Origin of the sequence: Streptomyces sp. NPDC020747 (assembly GCF_044334695.1) — a bacterium.
In the GTDB taxonomy this organism is placed as follows: domain Bacteria; phylum Actinomycetota; class Actinomycetes; order Streptomycetales; family Streptomycetaceae; genus Streptomyces.
Window position 1 is genome coordinate 226,884 of sequence record NZ_JBIRTJ010000003.1, and the last position, 24,493, is coordinate 251,376.

A 24,493-nucleotide genomic window follows, 5' to 3' on the forward strand; every position below is an offset into this window, starting at 1 on the left:
CAGGCCCATGCGCGCCGACAAGTGACGTCCTGCCATTGAAACGGTCAACTCCCTTCCCTTCCAAGGGACTTACCTACTGATGACCATGCAGAAACGTGCCTGTCAACGCGTGCATATGCGTCCGCACTACCCCACCTCATGAGCCCTACTATCGGCTCGCCATGACAGCAGCAGGGAAGCACCAGGTGAGCCGGTCGGATACCTCCCGCCGAGGAAGCCGGCCGGGCCGGGCGGGCATCAGAGACGTGGCCGCGGCCGCCGGAGTGTCCATCACGACCGTGTCCGACGCGCTCAACGGCAAGGGGCGGCTCCCGGACGCCACCCGACGCCATGTCCGCGAGGTCGCCGACCGGCTGGGCTATCGCCCCTCCGCCGCGGCCCGAACCCTCCGTACCGGAAAGTCCGGCCTCATCGGCCTGACTGTGACGACCTACGGGGATGAACCTTTCACCTTCACGGAGTTCGCGTACTTCGCGGAGATGGCCAGAGCCGCCACCTCGGCCGCGCTCGCCCGGGGCTACGCCCTGGTCATCCTCCCCGCGACCTCGCGCCACGACGTGTGGTCGAACGTGGCCCTGGACGGGACGGTCGTCATCGACCCCTCCGACCACGACCCGGTCGTCAGCGAACTGGTCCGCCAGGGCCTGCCGGTGGTCTCCGACGGCCGCCCGGCCGGCTCGCTGCCGGTGACCGCCTGGGTGGACAACGACCACGAGGCCGCGGTCCTGGGCATCCTCGACCACCTGGCCGACGCCGGCGCCCGCCGGATCGGCCTCCTCACGGGGACGACCACGGACACGTACACACATCTGTCCACGACCGCGTACCTGCGTTGGTGCGAGCGCGTGGGCCAGGATCCGGTGTACGAGGCCTATCCCGCGCACGATCCGTGCGCGGGGGCCGTCGCCGCCGACCGGCTCCTCGCCCGGCCCGACCGGCCGGACGCCGTCTACGGGCTGTTCGACCCGAACGGCACCGACCTCCTCGCGGCGGCCCGCCGCTACGGACTGCGCGTACCGGAGGACCTGCTGCTCGTGTGCTGCAGCGAGTCCACCGTGTACGCCAGCACCGAGCCGCCCGTCACGACACTCTCGCTCAAACCGCGTCGCATCGGCACGGCCGTGGTCCAGCTCCTCATCGACGCGATCGAGGGGGTCGAATCGGACCAACCGGTCGAGCAGGTGATACCGACCGAGCTGATCGTGCGGACGTCCTCCCAGCGGCGGCCTCCCCGGACGACCGTCAGCCCGCCCCGATCACCGGAGGAGGGATGACCTCCGGATGACCTACGGGTAGATCCGGTGCGGAAAGCCCCTCCCAATTCGGGAGAAAACCACGGTGAACTGGGGTTCTGCTCCGATTCACCACCCCTGGGTCATCACATGGCGCGATCCGCATTCCTATGATGGGCGGACGACACCGCGGGCCGCTGCGACCAGGCAGTCCGACGCGGTGCAGGTGCGGCGCGATGGTGGTGGAGGGGTCGATGACTCAGGGGGCCGGTCAGGGACCCGAGATGCGTACGCCGACGGTGCGCGACTTCCGCGTGCCGGCGTACGTCCACGAGGCCGGTCCGTACACACAGTCCCCCGGCCCGCATCCGCAGTCCGGCGAGGTGTACGACCAGGCCGCCGAGCCGTACGACCAGGCCCGGGACCGGGCCGCGGGTCCCTACGCCGAGACCTCCGACCGGTACGACCGGCCCGGCCCCTACGCGCAGCAGGCGCCTCCCGGCGAGGGCGCCGGACCGGCCGGCGAGCCGGAGGGGTACACGCCGACGCAGCGCGACCTGCCCGTCATCAACCGCGGTGACACCCTTCAGGTACCGGTCGAACCCGAGGCCGGACCGGTCGTCCAGCCCGCCGAGGGGCCGGGACCGCTGTACGTCGTCGGTGACGTCCACGGCTATCTCGACGAGCTCGTCGCCGCGCTGCGCGAGAAGGGCCTCATCGACATCGACGGCAGCTGGGCGGCGGGGACCTCGCGGCTGTGGTTCCTCGGCGACTTCACCGACCGCGGGCCCGACGGCATCGGCGTCATCGACCTCGTGATGCGGCTGTCCGCGGAGGCCGCCGCGGCCGGGGGCTACTGCAAGGCGCTGATGGGCAACCACGAGCTGCTGCTGCTCGGCGCCAAGCGGTTCGGGGACACCCCCGTCAACTCCGGGGCGGGAACGGCCACCTTCCAGGCAGCCTGGCTGCTGAACGGCGGCCAGAAGACCGACATGGAGCGCCTCCAGGACCACCATCTGCAGTGGATGGCCCGCCTCGACGCCATGGAGATGGCGGACGGCCACCTTCTGGTGCATTCCGACACCACCGCCTATCTCGACTACGGCGACTCCATCGAAGCGGTCAACGACACCGTCCGCGAAACGCTCACCCGCAATGACGCGGACGAGTGCTGGGACGTCTTCCGCAAGTTCACCAAGCGCTTCGCGTTCCGCGACGACGGCGGTGCGCAGGCGGTGCGTTCCTTGCTGGACATGTACGGCGGTTCACGCATCGTCCATGGTCACAGCCCCATTCCGTATCTCCTGGGAGAGGTCGGCTCGGAGGAGGGGGAGGACTCCCGGAACCCCGTCGTCGAAAAGCCGCATGTGTACGCCGACGGGCTCGCCATCGCGATGGACGGCGGCGTGACCATGGCCGGAAAGCTGCTGGTCCAGCAACTTCCCCTGGATAGCTGAGCGTTCACCGGGCAGGCGTCCCCGACGGAGGACAAGCTCAACACGGGGGCAAATTCTGGAAACCCCCTGTCACCGTGTGCCGTCACCGCTCTACCATCGGCTTATCCGTAGCAGGCTCCCCTCCGTTTCTGCCCGACGGCTCGTCAGCATGCCGAGCCCCAAGCCCTACGGAGCATCGGGGGATGCACATGAACAGCGTTCCGCAGCACCTGCTGAGCGAGGACCGCCAAGAGTACGAGCGGATCCTCGATGAGGCGCTGCGCTCCGCACCACACCGTCCGGAACTCGCCGCTGTCGGTCAGCGGCTCAACCCCGAACAACTGCGCACGATGGCGCTCAACGCCACCGCTCTCATCACGGCGGCTGCGGCGACCGAGTACCAGCACTATGTGAAGGTCCGCGAGGAACTGCGCCAGCCGGCGCCGTCCACCCCTCCTGTCCGCGAAGGATCCACCAGCAGCACCACGGATCCGGCCACGGGCGCGGTCGGGCTCGCCACCACCATGGGGGAGGTCGCCGAGACCGCCGGGGCAGGTGCCGCGGCGGTCGTCGCCGTGCTCGCACCCGTCCTCGCCGGCACCGCCGCGGCGATCTTCCTGCTCGTCGGCTACATCCTGAAGATGCTCGACCCCCAGCCGGGCATCGCCCAGACCCTCCTCACCACCGGGTGGGTCTTCGGAGCCATCACGGCCGTCACGATCCTGGTGGCCGCGGTCGGTCTCCTGCTCGCCGCCCTGCGCAACGGCGCCAGTTCACTCCAGGCCGACGCGCACGGCGAACGCAGCGAAGAGGTGAACCGGGCCAGGGAAGCCTGGCACGACGCCCTTCTGGAGCGCGGCATCATGCCGTTCCTCAGGGAGGCCCTCGCCGACCCGGGCACGGCCGCCCTCGGCCGTACGAAGCCGTCGGCGCCGATCAGCCGGATGCCCCAACTCGGCTACAACCGGCCAGGCTTCAGCAGCCCGGACGGCGGCCCGACAGCGGGACCCCGCCCCAGCTTCTCCAGCCCGGACTTCAGCAGCCCCGACTTCGGGGGGCCGGAGCACCAGCCGGAGTAGCCCCGCCCTCGCCCGGGCCCGGCCTTGCGGGGCCGGCAACCGGGCGCGGCCAGGCGGGAATGAGGCCCGACCTGCCGCAGCGTCGCGGGCACTACGCCCGCGACGGCCGAGTACCACCAGGTGCGGCCTTCGTGCCGCGCCTTTTCCCTGCCTTCCGTTCGCAACCTGTACCAGCCGTTCTGCAGGGGTTGCCGGGCAGGGCAGGGAAGTCGATCACGCCATGCGCGATCTTGTCTCTACCGTTGTGGCCCGGGTCAATGCGTCGCGTTCCCCCGCGAGGCCCCGGCCGGGATGGCCGGGACCCCGGAGAAGGGGTCGGACAGCGCGCCGGAGTCAGTCCGCCATGGGCAGGTACACCCTGTTGCCGCTCGCCGCGAACTCCTTCGACTTCTGGAGCATCCCCTCGGCGACCTCCTCGGCCGTCGCCCCCGCGGCCGCCGTGCCGCCGAACTGCTCGGTGATGCTGTGGCTGATCTTCATCGAGCAGAACTTCGGCCCGCACATAGAGCAGAAGTGCGCTGTCTTGGCGGGCTCGGCGGGGAGGGTCTCGTCGTGGAACTCCCGGGCCGTGTCGGGGTCGAGGGCCAGGTTGAACTGGTCCTCCCAGCGGAACTCGAAGCGGGCGTCCGACAACGCGTCGTCCCACTCCTGTGCGCCAGGGTGTCCCTTGGCGAGGTCCGCCGCATGGGCCGCGATCTTGTAGGTGATGACGCCCGTCTTGACGTCGTCACGGTTGGGCAGGCCCAGATGCTCCTTGGGCGTGACGTAGCAGAGCATGGCCGTGCCCCACCAGGCGATCATCGCGGCACCGATGCCGGAGGTGATGTGGTCGTACGCCGGCGCGACGTCCGTCGTCAGCGGGCCGAGCGTATAGAACGGAGCTTCATCACAGATCTCCTGCTGAAGGTCGATGTTCTCCTTGATCTTGTGCATCGGGACATGCCCCGGGCCCTCGATCATGGTCTGTACGTTGAAACGCTTCGCGACCCTGTTGAGTTCCCCGAGCGTCCTCAACTCCGCGAACTGCGCAGCGTCGTTGGCGTCCGCGATCGAACCGGGCCGGAGCCCGTCGCCCAGCGAGTACGTGACGTCGTACGCCGCGAGGATCTCGCAGAGTTCCTCGAAGTTCTCGTACAGGAACGACTCCTTGTGGTGTGCCAGGCACCAGGCCGCCATGATCGAGCCGCCGCGCGAGACGATGCCGGTCTTGCGGTTCGCGGTGAGCGGGACGAACGGCAGCCGCACGCCCGCGTGGACGGTCATGTAGTCCACGCCCTGCTCGGCCTGCTCGACGACCGTGTCCTTGTAGATCTCCCAGGTCAGCTCTTCGGCCCGCCCGTCGACCTTCTCCAGCGCCTGGTAGAGCGGGACCGTGCCGATGGGGACGGGGGAGTTCCGCAGCACCCACTCGCGCGTGGTGTGGATGTTGCGGCCGGTGGACAGGTCCATGACCGTGTCGGCGCCCCAGCGGGTCGCCCAGGTCATCTTCTCGACCTCCTCCTCGATGGAGGAGGTGACCGCGGAGTTGCCGATGTTGGCGTTGACCTTCACCAGGAACCGCTTGCCGATGATCATCGGCTCGATCTCCGGGTGGTTGACGTTGGCCGGCAGCACGGCCCGGCCCGCCGCGATCTCCTCGCGGACGACCTCGGGAGAAACGTTCTCCCGGATGGCCACGTACTCCATCTCCGGCGTGACCTCGCCCCTCCTGGCGTACGCGAGTTGCGTCACCGCCTGTCCGTCACGGCTGCGCCGGGGCTGGCGCGGACGCCCCGGGAAGACCGCGTCGAGGTTGCGCAGTCCGCCCCGCGGCGAGGTGTGCTTGACCCCGTCGTCCTCGGGGCGGACGGGTCGGCCCGCGTACTCCTCGGTGTCGCCACGGGCGATGATCCAGTTGGCCCGGAGGGCTCCGAGGCCCCTGCGTACGTCGGTGTCGACGGTCGGATCGGTGTACGGGCCGGAGGTGTCGTACAGGGTGACCGACTGCCCGTTGGTGAGATGCACCTGACGGACCGGCACCCGCAGGTCGGGGCGCGAACCCTCGACATACGCCTTGTGCCAGCCGATGGACTTCCCGGCCTCGCCGTTCTCGCCGTTCTCGGGCGAAGCAGTCACTTCACCGTTCTCGGCCGAGGCGAACGCCCCGTCCGTCGGGCTGGAGGCAGGCGTGCGTGCGTCCTTGTTGGTCATGAGACCTACTCCCTACGCCGGCATTACCCGGTAACAGGTTCGGCGGTCGACGCAGCGATTTCCGTCCGGCGATGTTCCACGTGAAACATCGCGTCTACGGAGGTCAGCGCCCTCTCAGCCCGGTGCTCCGAGCTCCCGCGTGTGCAAAGGTGTCTCCACGCTAGCGTCAGATGTGGCGCGGTGAACAGTGGGCCCCGGCTGTTCTTGCGATGATCGGTCGGTGACCACGACGCAACAGCCCCCACTCCCACCGTCCGAACCGCCCCATGGACACGGCCACGACGGCCATGGGCACGGCGGCGGACCCGGGCAGCACGGACCCCATGGCCCGGGAGCGGGCAGTGGCGGAGGCAGGCCCGGCGGTGGTGACGGTGACGGACCGGGTGGCGGTGGGCATGGCCACTCGCACAGTCATGGGCCCGCAGCGCCTGTCTCGATGCATCTGCGCAAGGTCATCGCGGCTGTGCTGATCCCCTTCGCGGCGGCGGTCGTCGTCGGCCTCGTGGTCCTCTGGCCCGGCGGCGCCCCCGGGCACGAGCGCACCGGTGTCGGCTTCGACCGGCAGACCCAGCAGGCCACGGTGACCAAGGTCGACAAGGTCGACTGCAAATCGGTGAACGCCTCGGGGGAGACGCCGACCGGCGACACGTCGACCGCCGAGGGCTCGTCGGCACAGCAACAGGCGTCCGGCAGCTGCAAGAAGGCGACGGTCCGGGTCGACACCGGCAAGGACAAGGGCCGTACGTTCACGGAGATCGTCCAGCCGGACTCCTCGCGGCAGCTGGAGCAGGGCCAGGAGGTGATCGTCGCCTATGCGCCGGACGCCCCCAAGGAGCTCCAGTACTCGGTCACCGACGTGAACCGCAAACTCCCGATGACGCTGCTCGCCGGGATCTTCGCCGTCGCCGTGGTCGTCGTGGGCCGGATGCGCGGCGTCATGGCGCTGGTCGCACTGGCCGCCAGCTTCCTGATCCTGACGTTCTTCATCCTCCCCGCGATCCTTCAGGGCTCGAACCCCCTGGTCGTGGCGGTGGTCGGGGCGAGCGCCATCATGCTGATCGCGCTCTACCTGTGCCATGGTCTGTCCGCCCGTACGTCGGTGGCGGTGCTCGGCACCCTGCTCTCCCTGTTGCTGATCGGGCTGCTCGGCTCGCTGTTCATCGACTGGGCCGCGCTGACCGGCAACACGGACGACAACACCGGTCTGATCCATGGGCTGTACCCGTCCATCGACATGAGCGGCCTGCTGCTCGCGGGCATCATCATCGGCTCGCTGGGTGTGCTCGACGACGTGACGGTGACGCAGACCTCGGCGGTCTGGGAGCTGCACGAGGCCAATCCGACGATGGGCTGGCGCGGGCTGTACCGCGCGGGCATCCGCATCGGCCGCGACCACATCGCGTCGGTCGTCAACACGCTCGTCCTGGCCTATGCGGGCGCCGCGCTGCCGCTGCTGCTGCTCTTCTCCATCGCGCAGAGCAGTGTGGGGACGGTGGCCAACAGCGAGTTGGTCGCCGAGGAGATCGTGCGCACGCTCGTCGGCTCGATCGGACTGGTCGCCTCCGTGCCGGTGACCACCGTTCTCGCCGCCCTGGTGGTCTCGGCGGACCGCCCGGGCCCCGCCGCCCCGGCACAACAGGAACAGCCGCAGCCGCTGCCCCAGTCGGGCGTCAAGGCGCCTCTGCGTGGCGGGAGCGGCCGCCGCCGCAAGCACTGACCCCGGCCCCTGCCGGATCCGGTTGTCGAAAGTCGAGAGTCGAGAGTCGAGAAGAAGCGTTACGGCAGTCAGCGATGCCGCGAAGGAACAAGAGATATGACGTACGGCCGACGCCGGGCGGGCTGAGAACGCGTCACACCCGTACGGGAGGACATACAGCGAGGCAGCGTCACGCCCGCCTCAGCCCCGTACCGCTTCAGCCGGCGCTCTGTTCCTCCGCCAGGATGCGGTTCAGCGCCTCGTCGAGGTGCGTGTCGAAGTCCGCGAGGGAACGCTCCTGGCCCAGCGGCACCAGCCGGTCCGTACGGTCGAGGAACGCCAGCAGCGGCGCCGTCCCGCAGCGGAACAACGCATGGTCGCAGCCCACCTGAAGCCGGATCAGCACGTCCCCGAACCCCTCGGTGTCGGCGGGAGCGATGTGCACATCGCCGTCCCCGCACGCCCGGCCCACCCCGTCGATCAGCAGCTCCCGGCCGAAGGCCCAGGTCACCGGGGCGTCGCCGGGCAGGTGGAAGGTCAGCCGCACGGCATAGGGATCACAGGTCTCGTAGCGCAGCTCCACCGGGATGCGAAAGGACAGCTCCTCCGAGACGACGAAGCTCATCATGACCTCTGCCTGTACTACCGACTCGCGCATCGCCTACCCCGTCGTTCGCCTTCGACTGGCCGGGAATCATCCACCTGACACTGCTGGCATCTTGCTGAAAGTACACACCAGATCACAAGGAGTGAGTTTTCAGATGCTGATAGAGAGCGAGAGTGTCCCCAGCAGCCTGCCGATCTCGCTCTGCAATCGGCGTGCCGCCGGCAGCAGTCGGTCGGCCTGGTGGGCCGGCAGGGAAATGGCGATCGTGGCCGCAGTACTGCCCACTGTGATCGGAATCGCGGCGCAGACCGTACCCAGCGCGTACTCCTGACGCTCGATCACGGGCTGCATTCGTCGCGCGGATTCGAGGCGTCGCAACAGAGTTCGATCGTCACGCACCGTATATGGCGTGATGGACCGGACGGAGTAGCGGTCGACGTGGTCCCGACGGGCATCGTCGTCGAGCTGGGACAGCAGACACTGGCCGATCGCGTGCGCGTGACCCGTCTCGCGGAAGTCGGCCCACTCCTCGACGGCGGGATTGGCCGGGGTGTCGGCGACGCACTGGACCTCGATCTCACCGTCGCGGTAGAGCGCGTAGTACACGGGCGCGCCGATCGAGTCACGGCACTGCGCGAGTGCGTCGGCGACCATGCTGCGACGTTTCTGCTGGGCACCGCTGTTGCTCAACCGCTCGACCGCCTCACCGAGGAAGAACAGGCCCTTCTCCCGGCGTAGATAGCCCTCGTGGGCCAGGGTGCGCAGCAAGTGGTACGCGGTGGGCAGAGCGAGCCCGGCCTCCCGGGCGAGCTGTTTCGCGGGCGCCCCGTGCTCATGGCGGGCGACGGACTCCAGGAGGCGCATCGCGCGCTGCACTGATCCGATGAGGGTCGTGGGATGGGGCTCGGAGGAAGGGATGTGCGGTCCTACGGGTGCGGTGTCAACCGTGGCCAAGGGTTACTCCCGAAGCGCGAGGGGGGCCGCCCGTGCGGGGGTAACACGGGAGGGATCGGAGCGCCGCTCGCGGGAATCAACCCCGCGTCGAATTCCGGACTTTAACCGTCTGCCACCGCTCGCAGACGGCCTGTGCCGAAACTTCCCTCGCCCGAGGGAACTGCCTGTTCCTGTTACCGCCGGCCGGTTGCCGACCGGCGGGTCTCCCCTGGCCTACCAGTCGCTCCTCGACGAAGAGCTCGACATGAACTTCCGTACGACGTAGATCAGTCCGCCGACCAGTGCCACGAAGACCAGCAGCTTGAAGAGCAGGGTGATCACGATCCCGACAACGCTCATGATCAGGCCGCCGAACACGACCAGGGCGATGACCGGCACCGCGACCCACTTAACCCACCACGGCACACCCGCGAAGATCTCTCGCATCGCCCTTGCTCCTTGTCTCTCTGCCCGTTTCCGAGTGCTGTCCCGGCCCGCTCCCGAAGGGTGACGGGGCTCGAATGTCCTGCTCTCGATGCTAGGCGCGGCAGGGTGCCGGCGGGGGCCTCGCACCCCTTGTCCTCCCCTGAACGTTCCCCTAGGGAACCCTGAGGCGGACGTCAGCTCTCCGGCGGAGAGAAGACCACCACAACCCGCAGATCCTCGCTGATGTGGTGGAACTTGTGGGCCACCCCCGCGGGCACGTAGACGACGCTGCCGCGGGCCACCTGGGTCGTCTCCATGCCGACCGTGATCGCGGCGCGGCCGCTGACGACGAAGTACACCTCGTCCTGGCGGTGGGGCTGCTGAGGGTCCTGGGTGCCCGCGTCCAGCGCGTACAGGCCGACCGACATGTTCTTCTCACGCAGAAACTGGAGGTACGCGCCGTCGTTGGCGGCGCGCTCCGCCTCCAGTTCGTCCAGCCGGAATGCCTTCATCGCCCTTGTCCGCCCTTGCCCCGCTGCTCGTAGTCGATCTCGTCTGTCACGATCAGACACATGAAGAATTTCGTAGTCAAGACGATCGCCAACGCGGGCGCCCTGGCCGTCGCCGTGTGGCTTCTGGACAAGATCACCCTGTCCGGTGGCAGCACGGGCAAGGAGATAGGCACGCTGCTGCTCGTCGCACTGGTCTTCGGCCTGGTCAACTTCCTGGTCAAGCCGATCGTGCAGGTGCTCACGTTCCCGCTGTTCATTCTCACGCTCGGCCTGATCACGCTGGTGGTCAACGCCCTGATGCTGCTGCTGACCTCGTGGCTGGCGGACAAGCTCGACCTGAGCTTCCACGTCGACGGCTTCTGGACCGCTGTCCTGGGCGGCCTGATCATCTCCATCGTCTCCTGGGCGCTGAACGTCGTCCTCCCCGACGAGGACTGAGCGATCCGATGCCCTATCGCGTGTGCTTCGTCTGCACGGGCAACATCTGCCGCTCCCCGATGGCCGAATCCGTCTTCCGCGCGCGGGTGGCGGAGGCCGGGCTCGACGGCCTGATCGAGGTGGACAGCGCCGGCACCGACGGCTGGCACGAGGGCGACGGCGCCGACCCGCGCACCGTCTCCGTCCTCGAAGCAGGCGGCTACGAAGGCGGCCATGCGGCCCGCCGGTTCCACGCCGACTGGTTCACCCGGCTCGACCTGGTCATAGCCCTCGACGCCGGCCACCTGAAGGCCCTGCGCCGCCTCGCCCCCACAGAGGCGGACGCCGAGAAGGTGCGGCTGCTGCGCTCGTACGACCCTGCCGTCGCGTTGGCCTCGGGGGCCGACCTCGACGTGCCGGACCCCTACTACGGGGGCCTGGACGGCTTCGAGGAGTGTCTTGAGATGGTGGAGGCGGCGAGTCCCGGCCTGCTCGCCGCGGTACGGGAGCAAGTGGAGGGACAGGCGGTATGACAGATTCCGTTACGGGAGCCGGTGACGGCACACGCGCGGTGCGGGCAGGGCTGCCCGAGCCCGTCAAGCACGAGCCGACCCTCCCGGGGCCGGTCTTCGCCGCCCACTTCCATCTGCCGGGCGACCCCACGGGCCCGTACACCTACGGCCGCGACGAGAACCCGACCTGGACGCACCTGGAGCGCGCCATCGGCGAGCTGGAGGCACCGGGGCGTGATGACGTCCAAACGCTCGTCTTCGCCTCCGGCATGGCCGCCATCTCGGCCGTCCTCTTCTCCCAGCTGAGCGCCGGTGACACGGTCGTGCTGCCCGACGACGGCTACCAGGTGCTGCCGCTCGTGCGCGCGCAGTTGGAGGCGTACGGAATCGAGGTGCGCACCGCCCCGACCGGCGGCGACGCCCAGCTCGACGTCCTGGACGGCGCGAAGCTGCTGTGGATCGAGACTCCGTCCAACCCGGGTCTCGACGTGTGCGACGTACGGCGGCTCGTCGAGGCGGCACACGCGCGCGGCTGTCTGGTCGCCGTCGACAACACCCTGGCGACCCCGCTCGGGCAGCGCCCACTGGAACTGGGCGCCGACTTCTCCGTGGCCAGCGGCACCAAGCAGCTCACCGGGCACGGCGACATCCTTCTGGGGTACGTCACCGGTGGCGACGCCGCGGCGATGGCCTCCGTACGGCGCTGGCGCAAGATCGTCGGGGCGATTCCCGGGCCCATGGAGGCATGGCTCGCGCACCGCTCCATCGCGACGCTCCAACTGCGTGTGGAGCGGCAGAACGCCAATGCGCTGGTGATCGCCGAGGCCCTGCGCGACCGGCACGAGGACCTCGGGGTCCGCTATCCGGGGTTGCCCGGCGACCCCTCGCACAAGATCGCCTCGCAGCAGATGCGGCGCTTCGGGTGCGTGGTGTCGTTCACGCTGCCCACGCGCGCGCGTGCCGACCGTTTTCTCGACGCGCTGCGGCTGGTGGACGACGCGACCAGCTTCGGCGGTGTGCGGTCGACGGCCGAGCGCCGCGGTCGCTGGGGCGGTGACGCGGTGCCGGAGGGCTTCATCCGTTTCTCGGCCGGTGCCGAGGATCCTCAGGACCTCGTGGCCGATGTGCTGCGCGCGCTCGACGAGTCCTCGCAGTGAACGCCCGCTGAGTCGCCGGTCAGTAGCGGGCACGTACGGCGGACGGTCCGAGCCTCCCCCCTCGTGGCTCGGACCGTCCCGGTTCTGCGCGCGAAGAACCGCGCGAACAAGGCTAGTTGACTCTGTGTCAGTGTCCAATCACAGTAGCGACAGAGACCTATCGACATATTTATAGTTGGGGGCTTCCGGGGAGCTGGAGAGAGAAGGGACGCCATGGATCTGGCCTTGCTGCGGACCTTCGTGACCGTGCACCGGGCCGGCTCCTTCACCCGCGCGGCCGCTCTGCTGGGCCTCTCGCAGCCTGCCGTCACCTCCCAGATCCGAACCCTCGAACGACAGCTGGGACGCCCTCTCTTCCTGCGTCAGGCCCGTGGAGTGACCCCTACGACCATGGGCGACGAACTCGCCCACAAGGCGGCACCCCATCTCGACGCCCTGGTGGAGATCACCGAGACCGGCATCGACGAGGACTCCTCCGAGCGCACGCTCCATCTCGCCGGGCCGCCGGAGTTCACCGCCGAACGCGCCCTGCCCGCGCTCACCGAGCTGACCGGGGACGACGGCCAGGGCTTCGCGCTGCGGGCCTCCTTCGGAAATGCGGAGGAGACGCTGGAGGGGCTCGCCGCCGGGCATCACGATCTGGCCATCAGTACGGCCCGCCCACGCGGAGCCCTGCTCACCGCGACTCCGCTCTGCGACGAGGAGCACGTCCTGGTCGCCGCCCCGCGCTGGGCCGAACGCCTCGGCTCCGGCTCGTTACATCACCAGGGCGAGCCCTCCCTGGAGAACTTCCCCGTGGTGGAAGTGCACGAGTCGCTGCCATTCGTCGCCCGCTACTGGGCCTCGGTCTTCGACTCCCGCCCGGCCGCCTCGGGCACCGTCATCGTCCCCGACCTGCGCGCCGTCCTCGCCTGCGCGACCACCGGCGCCGGGCTCGCGGTGCTACCGCGCTATCTGTGCGCACCGGCCCTGGAGCGGGGAGACGTGGTCGCGCTGACCGAACCCGCGGTGCCTCCGCTTCGTACGTACTTCCTGGTGGTGCGCACCGGCACACTGGCCATGCCGCATATTGCGCGGGCGCACGAGTGGCTCATGCGCGCCGCCATAGACTGGGCATGACCAAGATGCATCACCTCGTCAAGAGGGCGATGTTTCACGTGGAACCAACTGGGCCACATTTCTCCCATGACCGTCCGACCCGTGGTCAAGCGCACCGCCCGGGCCGTCCTTCTGGACGGCAATGACCTGGTCCTCATCAAGCGGACCAAGCCCGGCGTCGATCCCTACTGGCTCACGCCCGGCGGCGGGGTCGAGCCGGAGGACACGACCGTCGTCGACGCACTCCATCGTGAGGTGCACGAGGAACTCGGCGCCAAGGTCACCGATGTGGTGCCCTGCTTCGTCGACACCGTCGAGCACATCGGCGAGGATGCGGGCACGACCGGCGTGAAGGTCCAGCACTTCTTCGTCTGCCGCCTGGAATCCATGGACCCCTCGCTGCGCCACGGCCCCGAGATCGACGAGCCCTGCGGAGAGTACGAGATCGTGCGGATCCCCTTCACCCGCGTGGGCATCGCTTCGGTCCATCTCGTACCGCTGTCGCTGCGGCACTATCTCGACGGGAACATCGAGGGCGTCCTGGCGATGCACGCACCCGATCTGGGCTGACGACCGGCTCGGAGTCAGTCTCCGGTCACGGCGAGTTCTTCCACCGCGTCGTGACGGATCCGTTCCGCCGGGATACCGATGTCCCTGAGTGCGTCGAATCCGCTGCGGATCATGCCGGGCGGTCCCGACAGATACGCGTCGTACTCGTTCCACGGCCCGTACTCTCGTACGGCGTCGGGGAGGTGCCGATGCCCGTGGTGGTCGACTATCGGGCGCACCGCGAGCCAGGGGTGGCTCTGCTGAAGCCGGAGCATCGTGTCGATGTCGTACAGGTCGTGATCGGTGCGGGCTCCGTAGAACACCTCGACCGGGCGTCGCTCGCCGTGCTCGGCGACGTCCTCGACGAGGGCCTTTATCGGCGCTATGCCGGTACCGCCGCCCAGGCAGAGCAGGCCGTTGTCGGTCGTGTGGTCGACGGTCATCGAGCCGGCCGGGGGGCCGAGTCGGATGACGTCGCCGGGGCGGGCGCGGTGCACCAGCGCGTTGGATACCCAGCCCGCGGGAATCGCCTTCACGTGGAACGACAGCAGGCCGTCGGAGCGGGGCGCCGAGGCGAACGAGTAGTGCCGCCAGATCCGCGGCCACCAAGGGGTCTCCACGCTCGCGTACTGCCCGGCGAGGAAGGGATACGGCTGGTCGGAGCGGACCGTGATGACGGCGACGTCCGGGGTCCTGAGGTCGTGCGAGATCACCTCGCCGTGCCACCAGGCCGGGGCCCGCAGTTCGTCCGCGGCCGCGGCGTCGATCATGACCTGCGAGATCGTCGTGTACGCCCGGACCCAGGCAGCCTCGGTCTCCCCGTCCCAGACCGAGGCGGCGAACCGGCTGAGCGAGCCGATCAGGCACTCGCCGACGGCCGGGTAGTGCTCGGGGCGGGTGCCGTACTTGCGGTGGCCACGACCGAGGTTCTTCAGATACGCGACCAGGACCTCGGTGTTGTCGATGTGCTCGGCAGCGGTCAGCAGTGCCCGCAGGAGCCGGTCCCGCTGAGTGTCCATCGCGGCGGGGAAGAGCTGGCGCAGTTCCGGGTGCCGCACGAAGAGCAGCGCGTAGAAGTACGAGGTGACCTTGTCGGCGACGGGACCCACCTCGGCCATGGTCCGGCGGATGAGGATGGCGTCGGGGGAGGCGGCCTGTGCTGGGGCAGGAACGGCCACCGCGACAGAGGAAGGGGCGAAGCGCTGGTCGGGAACGCGGGGCGCGCGGTCGGGCCCGGGTGGGACGGGAGGACCGGTGTGGGCCTGCGGGCTGGGAGGACCCGTGTACGCCTGCGGGGCGGGTATCGCCTCGTGGGTCATTGCCGGCGTCGCGCTCGGGCCGACAGGAGCGGCCCCGGCGTGCGGGGCCTCGGCATGTGCATGGGGAACGACGGCCTGGGTGGCGTCGGCAGGAACGAGCCTGGCGCCGGTGGGGCCACCGCGGGTGTGGCCGCCGTCGGGGGAGCCCGCGTGGCGACCGAGCGTGTCCGTGGCCCCGGTGTCGGCCTGCTCGGTGTCGGAGGCGATCTCGTCGGTCAGGGGTATTCGTTGCCGCGTCGAGGCGTCGGCGCCTGTCGCGGTCCTGCCGACGGGGCGCAACGCGGCGAGGCGGTGGCCCTCGGGCGCTTCCTTCTCGCCGCTCGCGGGCGGCTCGGGCGGCTTGTGCGGCGTGAACCAGCCGCCCGCGCCGCTACCCCCTGAAGTGCCGTTGTCGGCCGACGTGGTGGTCGGAGCGTCCATGCTGTGCCTCGCCTCGAACATCTTTCGGTCGGTCTGCACACTTCCTCGATCGGAAGATGCCTGCTTTCCCCCGCAGACTGCTTTGCTTTCCCTGTTCCGCCCCGTCGCCCCATGGCGGCCACATTGAACCTCGGAATCCCGCACCCTACGGACAAGTAAGCCAAGAGTGTGACATTGGCCGCACTACCGCCATCGCAGCATCTCACCCTGTACCAACACCCCGGCCATGTAACCGGAAATGCGAGTCTTCGATCTCTCTGTCTCGTTAGGCTGCATCACCCTTTGTTCGCCCCGGCGGGATGCGCGGACATCACACCGGACACGAACCGGAGTCGACCATACCGGCCGCTGTCCGGCACACAAGTCCCCGCTTACCCGCGTCGGTAACTGAAGGGGGACCGGGCCGTCGATTCCTTCAATTACCGGGCAGGGCACACCAATTCATAGGCATCCCGCAGATCCCGCCCCACGTAGGAGTGGGTGGCGAGACCTTCCAGATGCAGATCCGCGTTGACGGCGACGGTTACCGGAACCACTCCGAACAGGTCCCTGTCCGACATCGAGTCGCCGTACGCGACGCAATCGGCCCTAGCCACCCCGAACTCCGCGCAGAGCAGGTCGGCGATCCGCACCTTGGCCGCCGCGCTCAGGACCCCGACAGGATCCACCGGCTCGGTGAACGGCACCGCGGGAAAGCGTGATCCATACGCCGCGTGTGCACCCCAGCCAGTCAGCCGCTCGACGAAGAAGGAGGGGGAGAGCGAGATGACGGCGCAGTAGTCGCCGCTCCCCCTGATCTCCGCCCACACGTCCTGGATGCCCTCCAGCCACGGCGCACTGGCGAATGCCGTCGCCACATGCGCCTCGGTGAGATCTTTCCAGAGGGCGTGTACCTGCGTCGCGTACTCCGGCGGGCCTATGAGACCCGCGCCGATCGCTGCGTCAAGCGCCACGGTCTCGGCTTCCAGGCCGAGCTGCCGGGAGATCTCCACGGGCGCCGAGGTGCCGTGCAGCAAGGTTCCGTCCAGATCGAAGAGATGAAGTCTCGCCATGTACGCCGAGGCTAGTACGTGGGGTTACTCCCGCCGGCAGACGTACTCTCCGCTCCCGCCCGGCACGGTGTTTCACGTGAAACTAAGCCGCCCCGCACGCCGGGCCACCCTCGTCGTCCATGTAGCCGCCTCCGCGGGCTGGCTCGGGCTCACGCTCGGGCTGCTCGCGCTGGGGATCACCGCGACCACCACAGGGTCCGCGGTGACCGTGGAGGCCTCCGTCCGTGCCATGAAGCTGTTCGCCGACTGGCTCCTGCTTCCCCTCGCGTTCCTCACGCTCGTAAGCGGTCTCGTGTTGTCCCTGGGCACGCCGTGGGGGCTGGCGAGGCACCGCTGGGTCTACATCAAGTTCTGGCTGACCCTGGCCACGACCACCGCCACTGTCTTCGCACTGCGCCCCGGAGTCGGTGCCGCCGTCACCGCTGTTTCAGCAGGTGGCCCGCTGCCTGATGCCGGTGACGTGCTGTTCGGTCCGATCGTCTCGCTGTGCGCCTACCTGTTCATGACGGTGATCTCGGTCCTCAAGCCCTGGGGACCGACCCGGCGTGGACGGAGGCTGCGTGAGCAGAAGTCAGCCGGGCAGAAGCCGCGCGGGCAAAAGATCAGTGCGGCTGACCGGAAACCGGTGGACGCCGAGCGGGCATCTCAGACAGCCTGACCTGCGTGTCGACTCCTTCCTCCGCCTTCCAGCCCATCCGCCGTCTGACGCCACGCGATCTCTCCGCCTGCGCCGATCTCTCCGAGAACCGCGGCTGGCCCCGCGAGGAACACAAGTGGGGCCTCCTGCTCACGGCCGGCACGGGTTACGGCATCGACGACCCCGACGGGGGCCTCGTCACCGCCTGCGTCGTGACCTCGTACGGCCCCCAGGACCGCCCTTCCCTGGCCGCGATCGGCATGGTGCTCGTCGCCGAGCGGCACGCCCGCCAGGGCGTCGGACGCCGGCTGATGCGGCACGTCGTCGCCGAGCTGGGCACCACACCGGTGACGCTGCACGCGACGCCGTACGGGCGCCCCCTCTACGAGGAACTGGGGTTCAAGACCACGGGACGGGCCGAGATGGTCCGCGGCCACTTCGTCCAGGGCGGCCCGGAGCCCGAGGTGGCCACGCGTGCCGCCACGGCCGAGGACCTCACCGCGATCCTCCGGCTCGACGAAGAGGTCTTCGGTACCGACCGCACGCACATGATCACGCGCTTGCCCGCCTTCGCCGACCAGCTCCGTGTCGCCGAGGAGGACGGCCGGATCATCGGCTACGCGGCCGCCTGGCCCAACTTGGACAACCATGTCGTGGGGCCGCTGATCGCCCGGGACACGGAGACGGCCAAGGCGCTCATCGCCTCGCTGGCCGCCCACGTCGACGGACCTCTGCGCATCGACATCGACGTACGGCACGAGGAGTTGCTGACGTGGGTGAAGGAACGCGGGCTCGCCTCCCTGAGTTTCAACGCCGTCATGACGTACGGCATCGCGGAATTGCCGGGCGACTGGACCCGGCGGTTCGCTCCGCTCACGGTGGCCGCAGGCTGAAGGGCCGAGGGTGAGCTCGGCCGACGTCCGAGAGCTCGGCGGCTGAGAACTCCGCGGTTGCCGGCCCGGCGGTCGAGAGCCGGCGGCCAACCGAAAACGCCTGCCCCGGACAGGGCAGGCGTTTTCGGTGTTCCCGGCGCTACGGCGCCTTCGAGCGCTCCTAGGTGAGCGTCTCCAACGCGGCGGTGGCGAAGGCATGGTCCTGCTCCGGAGCGCCGCCGCCGACTCCGATCGCACCGATCGGACGGCCGTCGCGGTGGACCGGGACACCGCCCGCGATGAAGAGCAGTGGCCGGTCGAGGGCGGTGGGCAGGGTGTGGAAGAGGCCACCCGGCTGCACGGCGTCGACGAGGTCGGCGGTGGGGGTGTCCAGCTGCAGTGCCGTGTAGGCCTTGCGGGTGCTGGTCTCACCGGAGATCAGCACGGCCCGGTCGTCGCGCCGGAAGGCGAGCAGGTTGCCGCCCGCGTCGAGGACGGTGACGCTGACCGTCGCATCCGCGGCTTCCGCGGCACGACGGGCTGCCGTGACGAGAGCCTCGGCGTCCTGGATGGTCAGCGGGGCAACGGTGGTGGTGCTCATGAGCCTGTTCTCCTTGATGGTGGTGCTGTGTGTGTGGGGGGTGGCGGTTGGCAGGGTGGTGGCGTGTGGGGGCAGCGGTCCGCCGAGGTGCGGGTGAAGGCTTCCTCGGGGCTTCGGTCGGACGCCGGGACAGCTCCAGCCCGGCGTCCGACCCCACCAGGGCGGATACGACCGCCCTGGCAGCGCGTCAGTGGTGAACAGCGGCCTTCTGCTGCGCGGACTCCGCCTGTGTTACCCCGGTGACGACCAGGCCGTCGGTTGCGTTGCCGGCGTCGGCCCGACGCTCCAGCGCGGCCGAGAGGACGGCGAGCACGAGAGCGGAGGCGGCCAGCACGGCGCCGACCCAGTTGGGGGCGGTGTAGCCGAGGCCGGCCGCGATGACGAGGCCGCCGAGCCAGGCGGAGAGGGCGTTGCCGAGGTTGAAGGCGCCGATGTTCACGGCGGAGGCGAGCGTCGGGGCACCGTGCGCCTGGTCGAGCACCCGCTTCTGGAGCGGCGGGACGGTGGCGAACCCGAGGGCACCGATCAGCGTGATGGTCACGGCCGCCGCGACCTTGTTGTGCGCGGTGAGCGTGAAGAGGGCGAGTACGACCGCGAGGGCGCCCAGGGAGACGTACAGCATCGGCATCAGGGCGCGGTCGGCGAACCTGCCGCCGACGAGGTTGCCGCCGACCATGCCGAGGCCGAAGAGGACGAGCAGCCAGGTGACGGAGCCGTCGACGAAGCCGCCCACGTGCGTCATCATCGGCGCGATGTAGGTGATCGCCGCGAAGACCCCGCCGAAGCCAAGCACGGTCATCGCCATGGCGAGCAGAACCTGGACGTTCTTGAACGCGGCCACCTCATGACGCAGGCGCACACCTTCGGGCCTGGGCATGTCGGGGACGAGCTTGGCGATGCCCGCCAGGCCGAGGACGCCCAGGAAAGCGACGATCGTGAACGTCACGCGCCAGCCGACGGACTGGCCGATGAGAGTGCCCAGCGGTACGCCGACGACGTTGGCGACGGTGAGGCCCGTGAACATCATCGAGATGGCGCCGGCCTTCTTGTCGGGCGCGACGAGGTCCGCGGCGACGACCGAGCCGATGCCGAAGAAGGCACCGTGCGCGAGCGAGGCGACCACGCGACCGATCAGCATCACGGAGAAGTTGGGAGCGACGGCGGAGAGCAGGTTGCCGACGATGAAGAGCCCCATCAGGAGCATCAGCATCCGCTTGCGGGACACCCTGGTGCCGAGGACGGTCATGATCGGTGCGCCGAACATGACGCCGAGCGCGTAGCCGGTCACGAGGAAGCCCGCGGTGGGGATGGAGACACCGAAGTCACCGGCGACCTCGGGCAGCAAGCCCATGATCACGAACTCGGTGGTTCCGATTCCGAAGGCCCCGATCGCGAGGGCAAGAAGCGCGAGAGGCATGGGGGAGAACCTTCCCAGACGATTGCAGGAGCGCCTTACATGCGTTGACAATACTTGCAGACGCCGATTAATTGCAAGCGCGGACTATTGCGGCAGTGCTCTATCCTGGTGTCAGCCGCTCCGGTACGGAGGAGAACGCCATGACAGCGACAGACCCCGCGCTCACCGCCCTCGCCCAGGGCTGGTGCGCCCTCTCCCTGCTGCACGGGAGGATCGAGGCGCACATGGAACGGGCTCTGCAGACCGAGCACGACCTGAGCGTGCGCGAGTACTCGCTCCTCGACGTCCTCAGCCGTCAGCACGACGGCGACGGCGGCCATCTCCAGATGAAGCAGGTCGCGGACGCGGTCGTCCTCAGCCAGAGCGCCACCACACGACTGGTGACCCGCCTCGAGGACCGCGGGCTGCTCTCGCGCTACCTGTGCCCGACCGACCGTCGAGGCATCTACACGAACGTCAGCGAGGCGGGCCTCAAGCTGCTCGACGAGGCCCGGCCCACCAATGACACCGCCCTGCGCGAGGCACTCGACGCGGCGGCCAGGAATCCCGAGCTGGCTCCGCTGGTCCGCGTCGTCGAGTCGGCGAGCGTGCCGTCGCCCGCGTAGCGAGCGCGGCGTCCCAGCGCGCGCCGGGACGCGCCTGCCCTGGGGCACGTCTGCGTAGGGTGCTGCCATGGGAGATCTTGAGATACGACCGGCTGCCCCGGACGACGTCCCTGCCATCGTCGCAATGCTCGCCGACGATCCTCTGGGAGCGCAGCGCGAGTCAACGGACGACCTGAGCCCCTATCTGGCCGCCCTGGAGCGCCTGAGCGGCGATCCGAACCAGCATCTGGTCGTCGCCGTGCGCGAGTGCCGCGTCGTCGGCACGCTCCAACTCACGATCATTCCGGGGCTCTCCCGCAAGGGCGCGACCCGCTCGATCATCGAAGGCGTGCGCGTCCATGCCGACGAGCGCGGCAGCGGCCTGGGCACCCGCTTCATCGAGTGGGCGATCGACCGTTCCCGGAGCGAGGGCTGCCAGTTGGTGCAGCTGACCTCCGACGTCAGCCGCACCGACGCCCACCGGTTCTACGAACGGCTCGGCTTCACGGCGTCCCACGTCGGGTTCAAACTGCAGCTCTGAGGTAGGCGTGTCCCGGCCGCCGAGTCGGTGCACAGGTCCGGGTGCGCCGAAGGGCGCCTTGTTTCACGTGAAACATCACGCCCCGCCACGCAGCTCACCCATCGCATGGCGGCTAACGGATCCCGCGCCACCCCTCAGGATCCACGCCACCCGGCACGGAAGCCCCCTCCTCGTACGGCTGCCGCGTGAACACGAACGACCCGAGGTCCAGGTGGTCCACCGATCCATCGGGGCGCCGTACAGCCCTCAGCGCCTCCCCCGCGTAGTAGCCGTCGAGTCCCGTCCAGGTTCCGTCTCCGTTGGCCCGGAAACGCGAACGCCGGCCGTTGCCCGACAGGGGACCGAGCGAGACGCCGCCTTCGGCCGTGAGGCGCAGCGCGAAGGCGTGCGTTCCCCAGTACCACGGTCCTGCCAACTCCAGTACGGAACGGTCGACTTCAGGCAGCGGCTGCCACGGCTCGGGGATCCGGGGCTCTGCCTCGGCGACGATACGTACGAGATCGGCGGCGACCGTGAACACGGGCGGGCCGGAGGTGCAGTTGGCGAGCACGACGGCGGCCAGGTCGTCCTCGACGCTGATCATGAGACCGGCGAGGAAGCCGGGGAGGGAACCGGAATGCCCCGTGAGCATCCGGCCGTCCCGGTACTGGACCTGCATACCGAGGCCGTACGCGCTGCCGGCTGCCACCTCTTCGGTTTCGGCCGGAGCGGCGGGCGTACGCATCTCCCGTACGGACTCGGCGCTCAGCACTCGGTCGTCGCCCTTGGTAAGGAAGGCTGCGAAGCGCGCCAAGTCGCCCGTGGTCGACCAGAGTTGACCCGCCGGTGCCATCCGGCCCAGGTCCTCGACGGGCTCCGGCAGCATCACGTCCGCCCAGGGATGCACGGCCCAGCCGCCCGCGTGCGGTGCTTGCGGCTCCGCACCCGTGCGGTGCAGCCCCAGCGGTTCGAGCACCTCGTTCCGCAGGGCCTCCTCCCACGGGGCGCCCCTCAGCTCCTCCACCAGCGCGCCCAGCAACGTATAGCCGGGGTTCGAGTAGTGGAACCGCCGCCCGGCGGGATGCCGGTGCGGCTGTTCGCCCAGCACGTCGGCGAGCTCGGGACGCAGTGATCCGGGGGTGCGCTCCCACCAGGGGGAGGGCGATTCGGCCGCCAATCCGCTTGTGTGCGCGAGGAGTTCGGCGATGGTCGCCTCCCCCGCGCCCGTGCCGGGAAGATGTTTCTCCAGCGGATCCCCCAGGTCCAGGGTGCCTTCGTCACGCAGCCGCAGCACCAGGACGGCGGTGAACGTCTTGGTGATCGAACCGATCCTGTACTGCACGTTCTCGTCCGGTCCGTGCCCGTCCACCGAGGTGCGGGAACCGTGCCAGACCGTCTCTCCACCCCGGGCGACCGCCGCCACCAGCGACGGCGCCCGCCCGTCGGCCTGAGCGGTGGCGATTCGGTGCAGCAGAGCCCGGCGCGTGGCGGGAAGCAGTTCTTCCACAGAAGTCGTCATGGCCCAAGTCCACCTGCCCCGGCGTTCCGCGTCGAGCGTATTTGAGCCCGGCGCGGGATCTGGCGGACCAGAACATCCTCGGCCCCCAGGGCGAACGCTTCCACATCAGGGCCAGTTACCGACGCGACTGACCGCCGCGCACTCATCACAGTCCGGACGGACGGACGATCAGGTCTGTGCCATGTCCACGAAGCGCGAGTAGTGGCCCTGGAAGGCGACCGTGATCGTGGCCGTCGGGCCGTTACGGTGCTTGCCCACGATGATGTCCGCCTCGCCGGCGCGCGGCGACTCCTTCTCGTACGCGTCCTCGCGGTGCAGGAGGATCACCATGTCCGCGTCCTGCTCGATCGACCCGGATTCACGCAGGTCGGAGACCATGGGCTTCTTGTCCGTGCGCTGCTCGGGGCCACGGTTCAGCTGCGAAAGCGCGATCACCGGCAGCTCGAGCTCCTTGGCGAGCAGCTTGAGGTTTCGCGACATGTCGGAGACTTCCTGCTGTCGGCTCTCTGACCGCTTGCCGCCCGACTGCATCAGCTGCAGATAGTCGATGATCACGAGCTTCAGATCGGCACGCTGTTTGAGGCGACGGCACTTGGCACGGATCTCCATCATCGACAGGTTCGGAGAGTCGTCGATGTAGAGCGGAGCGGCCGAGACGTCCGGCATCCGGCGCGCGAGCCGGGTCCAGTCCTCGTCGGTCATCGTCCCGGAACGCATGTGGTGCAGGGCCACACGCGCTTCGGCGGACAGCAGACGCATCGCGATCTCGTTGCGGCCCATTTCGAGCGAGAAGATCACGCTCGGCATGTTGTGCTTGATCGAGCAGGCTCGTGCGAAGTCCAGCGCCAGCGTCGACTTACCCATGGCGGGGCGGGCGGCGATGATGATCATCTGGCCCGGGTGCAGACCGTTGGTGAGCTGGTCGAGGTCGGTGAAGCCCGTCGGCACACCGGTCATCTCCCCCGACCGCGAACCGATCGCCTCGATCTCGTCGAGCGCGCCCTCCATGATGTCGCCGAGCGGCAGATAGTCCTCGGTGGTGCGCTGCTCGGTGACCGCATAGATCTCCGCCTGGGCGCTGTTGACGATCTCGTCCACGTCGCCGTCGGCCGCGTACCCCATCTGCGTGATGCGTGTACCGGCCTCGACCAGGCGGCGCAGCACGGCCCGCTCATGAACGATCTCCGCGTAGTACTCGGCGTTCGCCGCGGTCGGGACCGTCTGGACCAGGGTGTGCAGATACGAGGCGCCGCCGACCTTGGTGATCTCGCCGCGCTTGGTGAGTTCGGCGGCGACCGTGATCGGGTCGGCCGGCTCACCCTTCGCGTAGAGGTCGAGGATCGAGCCGTAGATGGTCTCGTGCGCCGGCCGGTAGAAGTCGTGGCCCTTGAGCACCTCGACGACGTCGGCGATGGCGTCCTTCGAGAGCAGCATGCCACCGAGAACGGACTGTTCGGCGTCCAGATCCTGCGGCGGCACTCGCTCGAACGCCGAACCTCCGCCGTCCCAGGCTCCGTTGTCAGGACCGCGGTCGTGCTGGTCGTCCCTGCCCCGGCCACCGTCGCGGCGCTGGCGGGAGGCGGGCAGACGGTCACTGGGACCGCTGTCGGCCCACGGATCGTCCAAGGGCTCGGAAATACTCACCGGGCCACCTCCTCCCGTCCGCCGAGCGGACCTCGCCGTGCCCCTCATTCCTACGGCACGACAC

General features: G+C 69.1%; 24 protein-coding genes and 1 riboswitch. Of the genes, 13 read left to right on the forward strand and 11 right to left on the reverse strand.

Going from position 1 to position 24,493, the window contains the following annotated elements; all coding sequences use genetic code 11:
* Window positions 1–161: 161 nt before the first annotated feature.
* From ACH4YP_RS10170 to ACH4YP_RS10180, 3 genes are all read left to right on the forward strand, one after another.
* Window positions 162–1,274, forward strand: a complete 1,113-nt coding sequence (locus ACH4YP_RS10170; RefSeq protein ID WP_361052162.1) for a LacI family DNA-binding transcriptional regulator — start codon at window positions 162–164, stop codon at window positions 1,272–1,274.
* A 212-nt stretch (window positions 1,275–1,486) separates the two neighbouring features.
* Window positions 1,487–2,689, forward strand: a complete 1,203-nt coding sequence (locus ACH4YP_RS10175; RefSeq protein ID WP_361052165.1) for a metallophosphoesterase — start codon at window positions 1,487–1,489, stop codon at window positions 2,687–2,689.
* Between the two features lie 182 nt (window positions 2,690–2,871).
* Window positions 2,872–3,747: a hypothetical protein gene (locus ACH4YP_RS10180; RefSeq protein ID WP_361052168.1), complete on the forward strand. Its 876-nt coding sequence runs from the start codon at window positions 2,872–2,874 to the stop codon at window positions 3,745–3,747.
* Window positions 3,748–4,080: 333 nt separating this feature from the next.
* Here the strand turns inward: ACH4YP_RS10180 and thiC are convergent, their stop codons facing one another.
* Window positions 4,081–5,937 carry a phosphomethylpyrimidine synthase ThiC gene (gene thiC / locus ACH4YP_RS10185; protein ID WP_361052171.1) on the reverse strand — a complete coding sequence of 619 codons (1,857 nt, stop codon included), beginning with the start codon at window positions 5,935–5,937 and terminating at the stop codon, window positions 4,081–4,083.
* Window positions 5,930–6,086, reverse strand: a riboswitch (TPP riboswitch). (Overlaps the previous gene by 8 nt.)
* Before the next feature lie 71 nt (window positions 6,087–6,157).
* On the opposite strand from thiC, the gene ACH4YP_RS10190 reads away from it, so the two are divergent.
* A complete protein-coding gene (locus tag ACH4YP_RS10190) occupies window positions 6,158–7,654 on the forward strand; it encodes a YibE/F family protein (protein ID WP_361052175.1) in 1,497 nt (498 codons plus the stop codon).
* Between the two features lie 196 nt (window positions 7,655–7,850).
* Here the strand turns inward: ACH4YP_RS10190 and ACH4YP_RS10195 are convergent, their stop codons facing one another.
* From ACH4YP_RS10195 to ACH4YP_RS10210, 4 genes are all read right to left on the reverse strand, one after another.
* The gene (locus ACH4YP_RS10195; protein WP_359715395.1) at window positions 7,851–8,291 is read right to left on the reverse strand and encodes an SsgA family sporulation/cell division regulator; all 441 of its coding nucleotides are present in this window, start codon (window positions 8,289–8,291) and stop codon (window positions 7,851–7,853) included.
* A gap of 99 nt (window positions 8,292–8,390) precedes the next feature.
* Window positions 8,391–9,104: an IclR family transcriptional regulator gene (locus ACH4YP_RS10200; RefSeq protein ID WP_398490538.1), complete on the reverse strand. Its 714-nt coding sequence runs from the start codon at window positions 9,102–9,104 to the stop codon at window positions 8,391–8,393.
* Between the two features lie 303 nt (window positions 9,105–9,407).
* The gene (locus tag ACH4YP_RS10205) at window positions 9,408–9,620 is read right to left on the reverse strand and encodes a DUF5326 family protein (RefSeq protein WP_361052178.1); all 213 of its coding nucleotides are present in this window, start codon (window positions 9,618–9,620) and stop codon (window positions 9,408–9,410) included.
* 173 nt (window positions 9,621–9,793) lie between these two features.
* Window positions 9,794–10,111: a cupin domain-containing protein gene (locus ACH4YP_RS10210; RefSeq protein ID WP_055610299.1), complete on the reverse strand. Its 318-nt coding sequence runs from the start codon at window positions 10,109–10,111 to the stop codon at window positions 9,794–9,796.
* Between the two features lie 60 nt (window positions 10,112–10,171).
* Between ACH4YP_RS10210 and ACH4YP_RS10215 the strand changes: the two genes are divergently transcribed.
* The 5 genes from ACH4YP_RS10215 (at window position 10,172) to ACH4YP_RS10235 (ending at window position 13,865) form a co-directional block, all read left to right on the forward strand.
* Window positions 10,172–10,549 (forward strand): phage holin family protein, encoded by a 378-nt coding sequence (locus ACH4YP_RS10215; protein WP_361052181.1) that lies wholly within the window; start codon window positions 10,172–10,174, stop codon window positions 10,547–10,549.
* An 8-nt stretch (window positions 10,550–10,557) separates the two neighbouring features.
* On the forward strand, window positions 10,558–11,061 hold the full coding sequence (locus ACH4YP_RS10220) for a low molecular weight protein-tyrosine-phosphatase (protein ID WP_398490203.1): 504 nt from the start codon (window positions 10,558–10,560) through the stop codon (window positions 11,059–11,061).
* Entirely contained in the window at window positions 11,058–12,197 is a 1,140-nt protein-coding gene (locus ACH4YP_RS10225; protein ID WP_398490204.1) for a cystathionine gamma-lyase, read from the forward strand. Before ACH4YP_RS10220 ends, ACH4YP_RS10225 begins: the two co-directional genes overlap by 4 nt.
* 213 nt (window positions 12,198–12,410) lie before the next feature.
* Window positions 12,411–13,316, forward strand: coding sequence for a LysR family transcriptional regulator (locus ACH4YP_RS10230; RefSeq protein ID WP_361052191.1), 906 nt, complete (start codon window positions 12,411–12,413; stop codon window positions 13,314–13,316).
* 66 nt (window positions 13,317–13,382) lie between these two features.
* Window positions 13,383–13,865, forward strand: coding sequence for an NUDIX hydrolase (locus ACH4YP_RS10235; RefSeq protein ID WP_361052194.1), 483 nt, complete (start codon window positions 13,383–13,385; stop codon window positions 13,863–13,865).
* Between the two features lie 14 nt (window positions 13,866–13,879).
* On the opposite strand, the gene ACH4YP_RS10240 is transcribed toward ACH4YP_RS10235, so the two are convergent.
* Together ACH4YP_RS10240 and ACH4YP_RS10245 are read right to left on the reverse strand one after the other, a co-directional pair.
* Window positions 13,880–15,583 carry a globin domain-containing protein gene (locus tag ACH4YP_RS10240; protein WP_398490205.1) on the reverse strand — a complete coding sequence of 568 codons (1,704 nt, stop codon included), beginning with the start codon at window positions 15,581–15,583 and terminating at the stop codon, window positions 13,880–13,882.
* 419 nt (window positions 15,584–16,002) lie between these two features.
* Window positions 16,003–16,635, reverse strand: a complete 633-nt coding sequence (locus ACH4YP_RS10245) for an HAD family hydrolase (protein ID WP_398490206.1) — start codon at window positions 16,633–16,635, stop codon at window positions 16,003–16,005.
* A gap of 76 nt (window positions 16,636–16,711) precedes the next feature.
* Between ACH4YP_RS10245 and ACH4YP_RS10250 the strand changes: the two genes are divergently transcribed.
* On the forward strand, window positions 16,712–17,293 hold the full coding sequence (locus tag ACH4YP_RS10250) for a DUF2269 domain-containing protein (protein WP_361052203.1): 582 nt from the start codon (window positions 16,712–16,714) through the stop codon (window positions 17,291–17,293).
* Window positions 17,294–17,298: 5 nt separating this feature from the next.
* Entirely contained in the window at window positions 17,299–18,165 is an 867-nt protein-coding gene (locus ACH4YP_RS10255; RefSeq protein WP_398490207.1) for a GNAT family N-acetyltransferase, read from the forward strand.
* A gap of 160 nt (window positions 18,166–18,325) precedes the next feature.
* Here ACH4YP_RS10255 and ACH4YP_RS10260 read toward each other — a convergent pair whose 3' ends face one another.
* Together ACH4YP_RS10260 and ACH4YP_RS10265 are read right to left on the reverse strand one after the other, a co-directional pair.
* Complete coding sequence (locus ACH4YP_RS10260) at window positions 18,326–18,745, reverse strand: heme-binding protein (protein ID WP_361052209.1); 420 nt, start codon at window positions 18,743–18,745, stop codon at window positions 18,326–18,328.
* A 187-nt stretch (window positions 18,746–18,932) separates the two neighbouring features.
* Window positions 18,933–20,162 carry an MFS transporter gene (locus ACH4YP_RS10265; RefSeq protein WP_398490208.1) on the reverse strand — a complete coding sequence of 410 codons (1,230 nt, stop codon included), beginning with the start codon at window positions 20,160–20,162 and terminating at the stop codon, window positions 18,933–18,935.
* Between the two features lie 140 nt (window positions 20,163–20,302).
* Here ACH4YP_RS10265 and ACH4YP_RS10270 point away from each other — a divergent pair, with 140 nt between their 5' ends.
* Complete coding sequence (locus tag ACH4YP_RS10270) at window positions 20,303–20,767, forward strand: MarR family winged helix-turn-helix transcriptional regulator (protein WP_398490209.1); 465 nt, start codon at window positions 20,303–20,305, stop codon at window positions 20,765–20,767.
* A 67-nt stretch (window positions 20,768–20,834) separates the two neighbouring features.
* Window positions 20,835–21,287, forward strand: coding sequence for a GNAT family N-acetyltransferase (locus ACH4YP_RS10275; protein WP_361052219.1), 453 nt, complete (start codon window positions 20,835–20,837; stop codon window positions 21,285–21,287).
* A 112-nt stretch (window positions 21,288–21,399) separates the two neighbouring features.
* Here ACH4YP_RS10275 and ACH4YP_RS10280 read toward each other — a convergent pair whose 3' ends face one another.
* Both ACH4YP_RS10280 and dnaB read right to left on the reverse strand, forming a co-directional pair.
* Complete coding sequence (locus tag ACH4YP_RS10280; RefSeq protein ID WP_398490210.1) at window positions 21,400–22,785, reverse strand: serine hydrolase domain-containing protein; 1,386 nt, start codon at window positions 22,783–22,785, stop codon at window positions 21,400–21,402.
* Between the two features lie 168 nt (window positions 22,786–22,953).
* The gene (gene dnaB / locus ACH4YP_RS10285) at window positions 22,954–24,429 is read right to left on the reverse strand and encodes a replicative DNA helicase (RefSeq protein ID WP_361052225.1); all 1,476 of its coding nucleotides are present in this window, start codon (window positions 24,427–24,429) and stop codon (window positions 22,954–22,956) included.
* Window positions 24,430–24,493 lie beyond the last annotated feature (64 nt).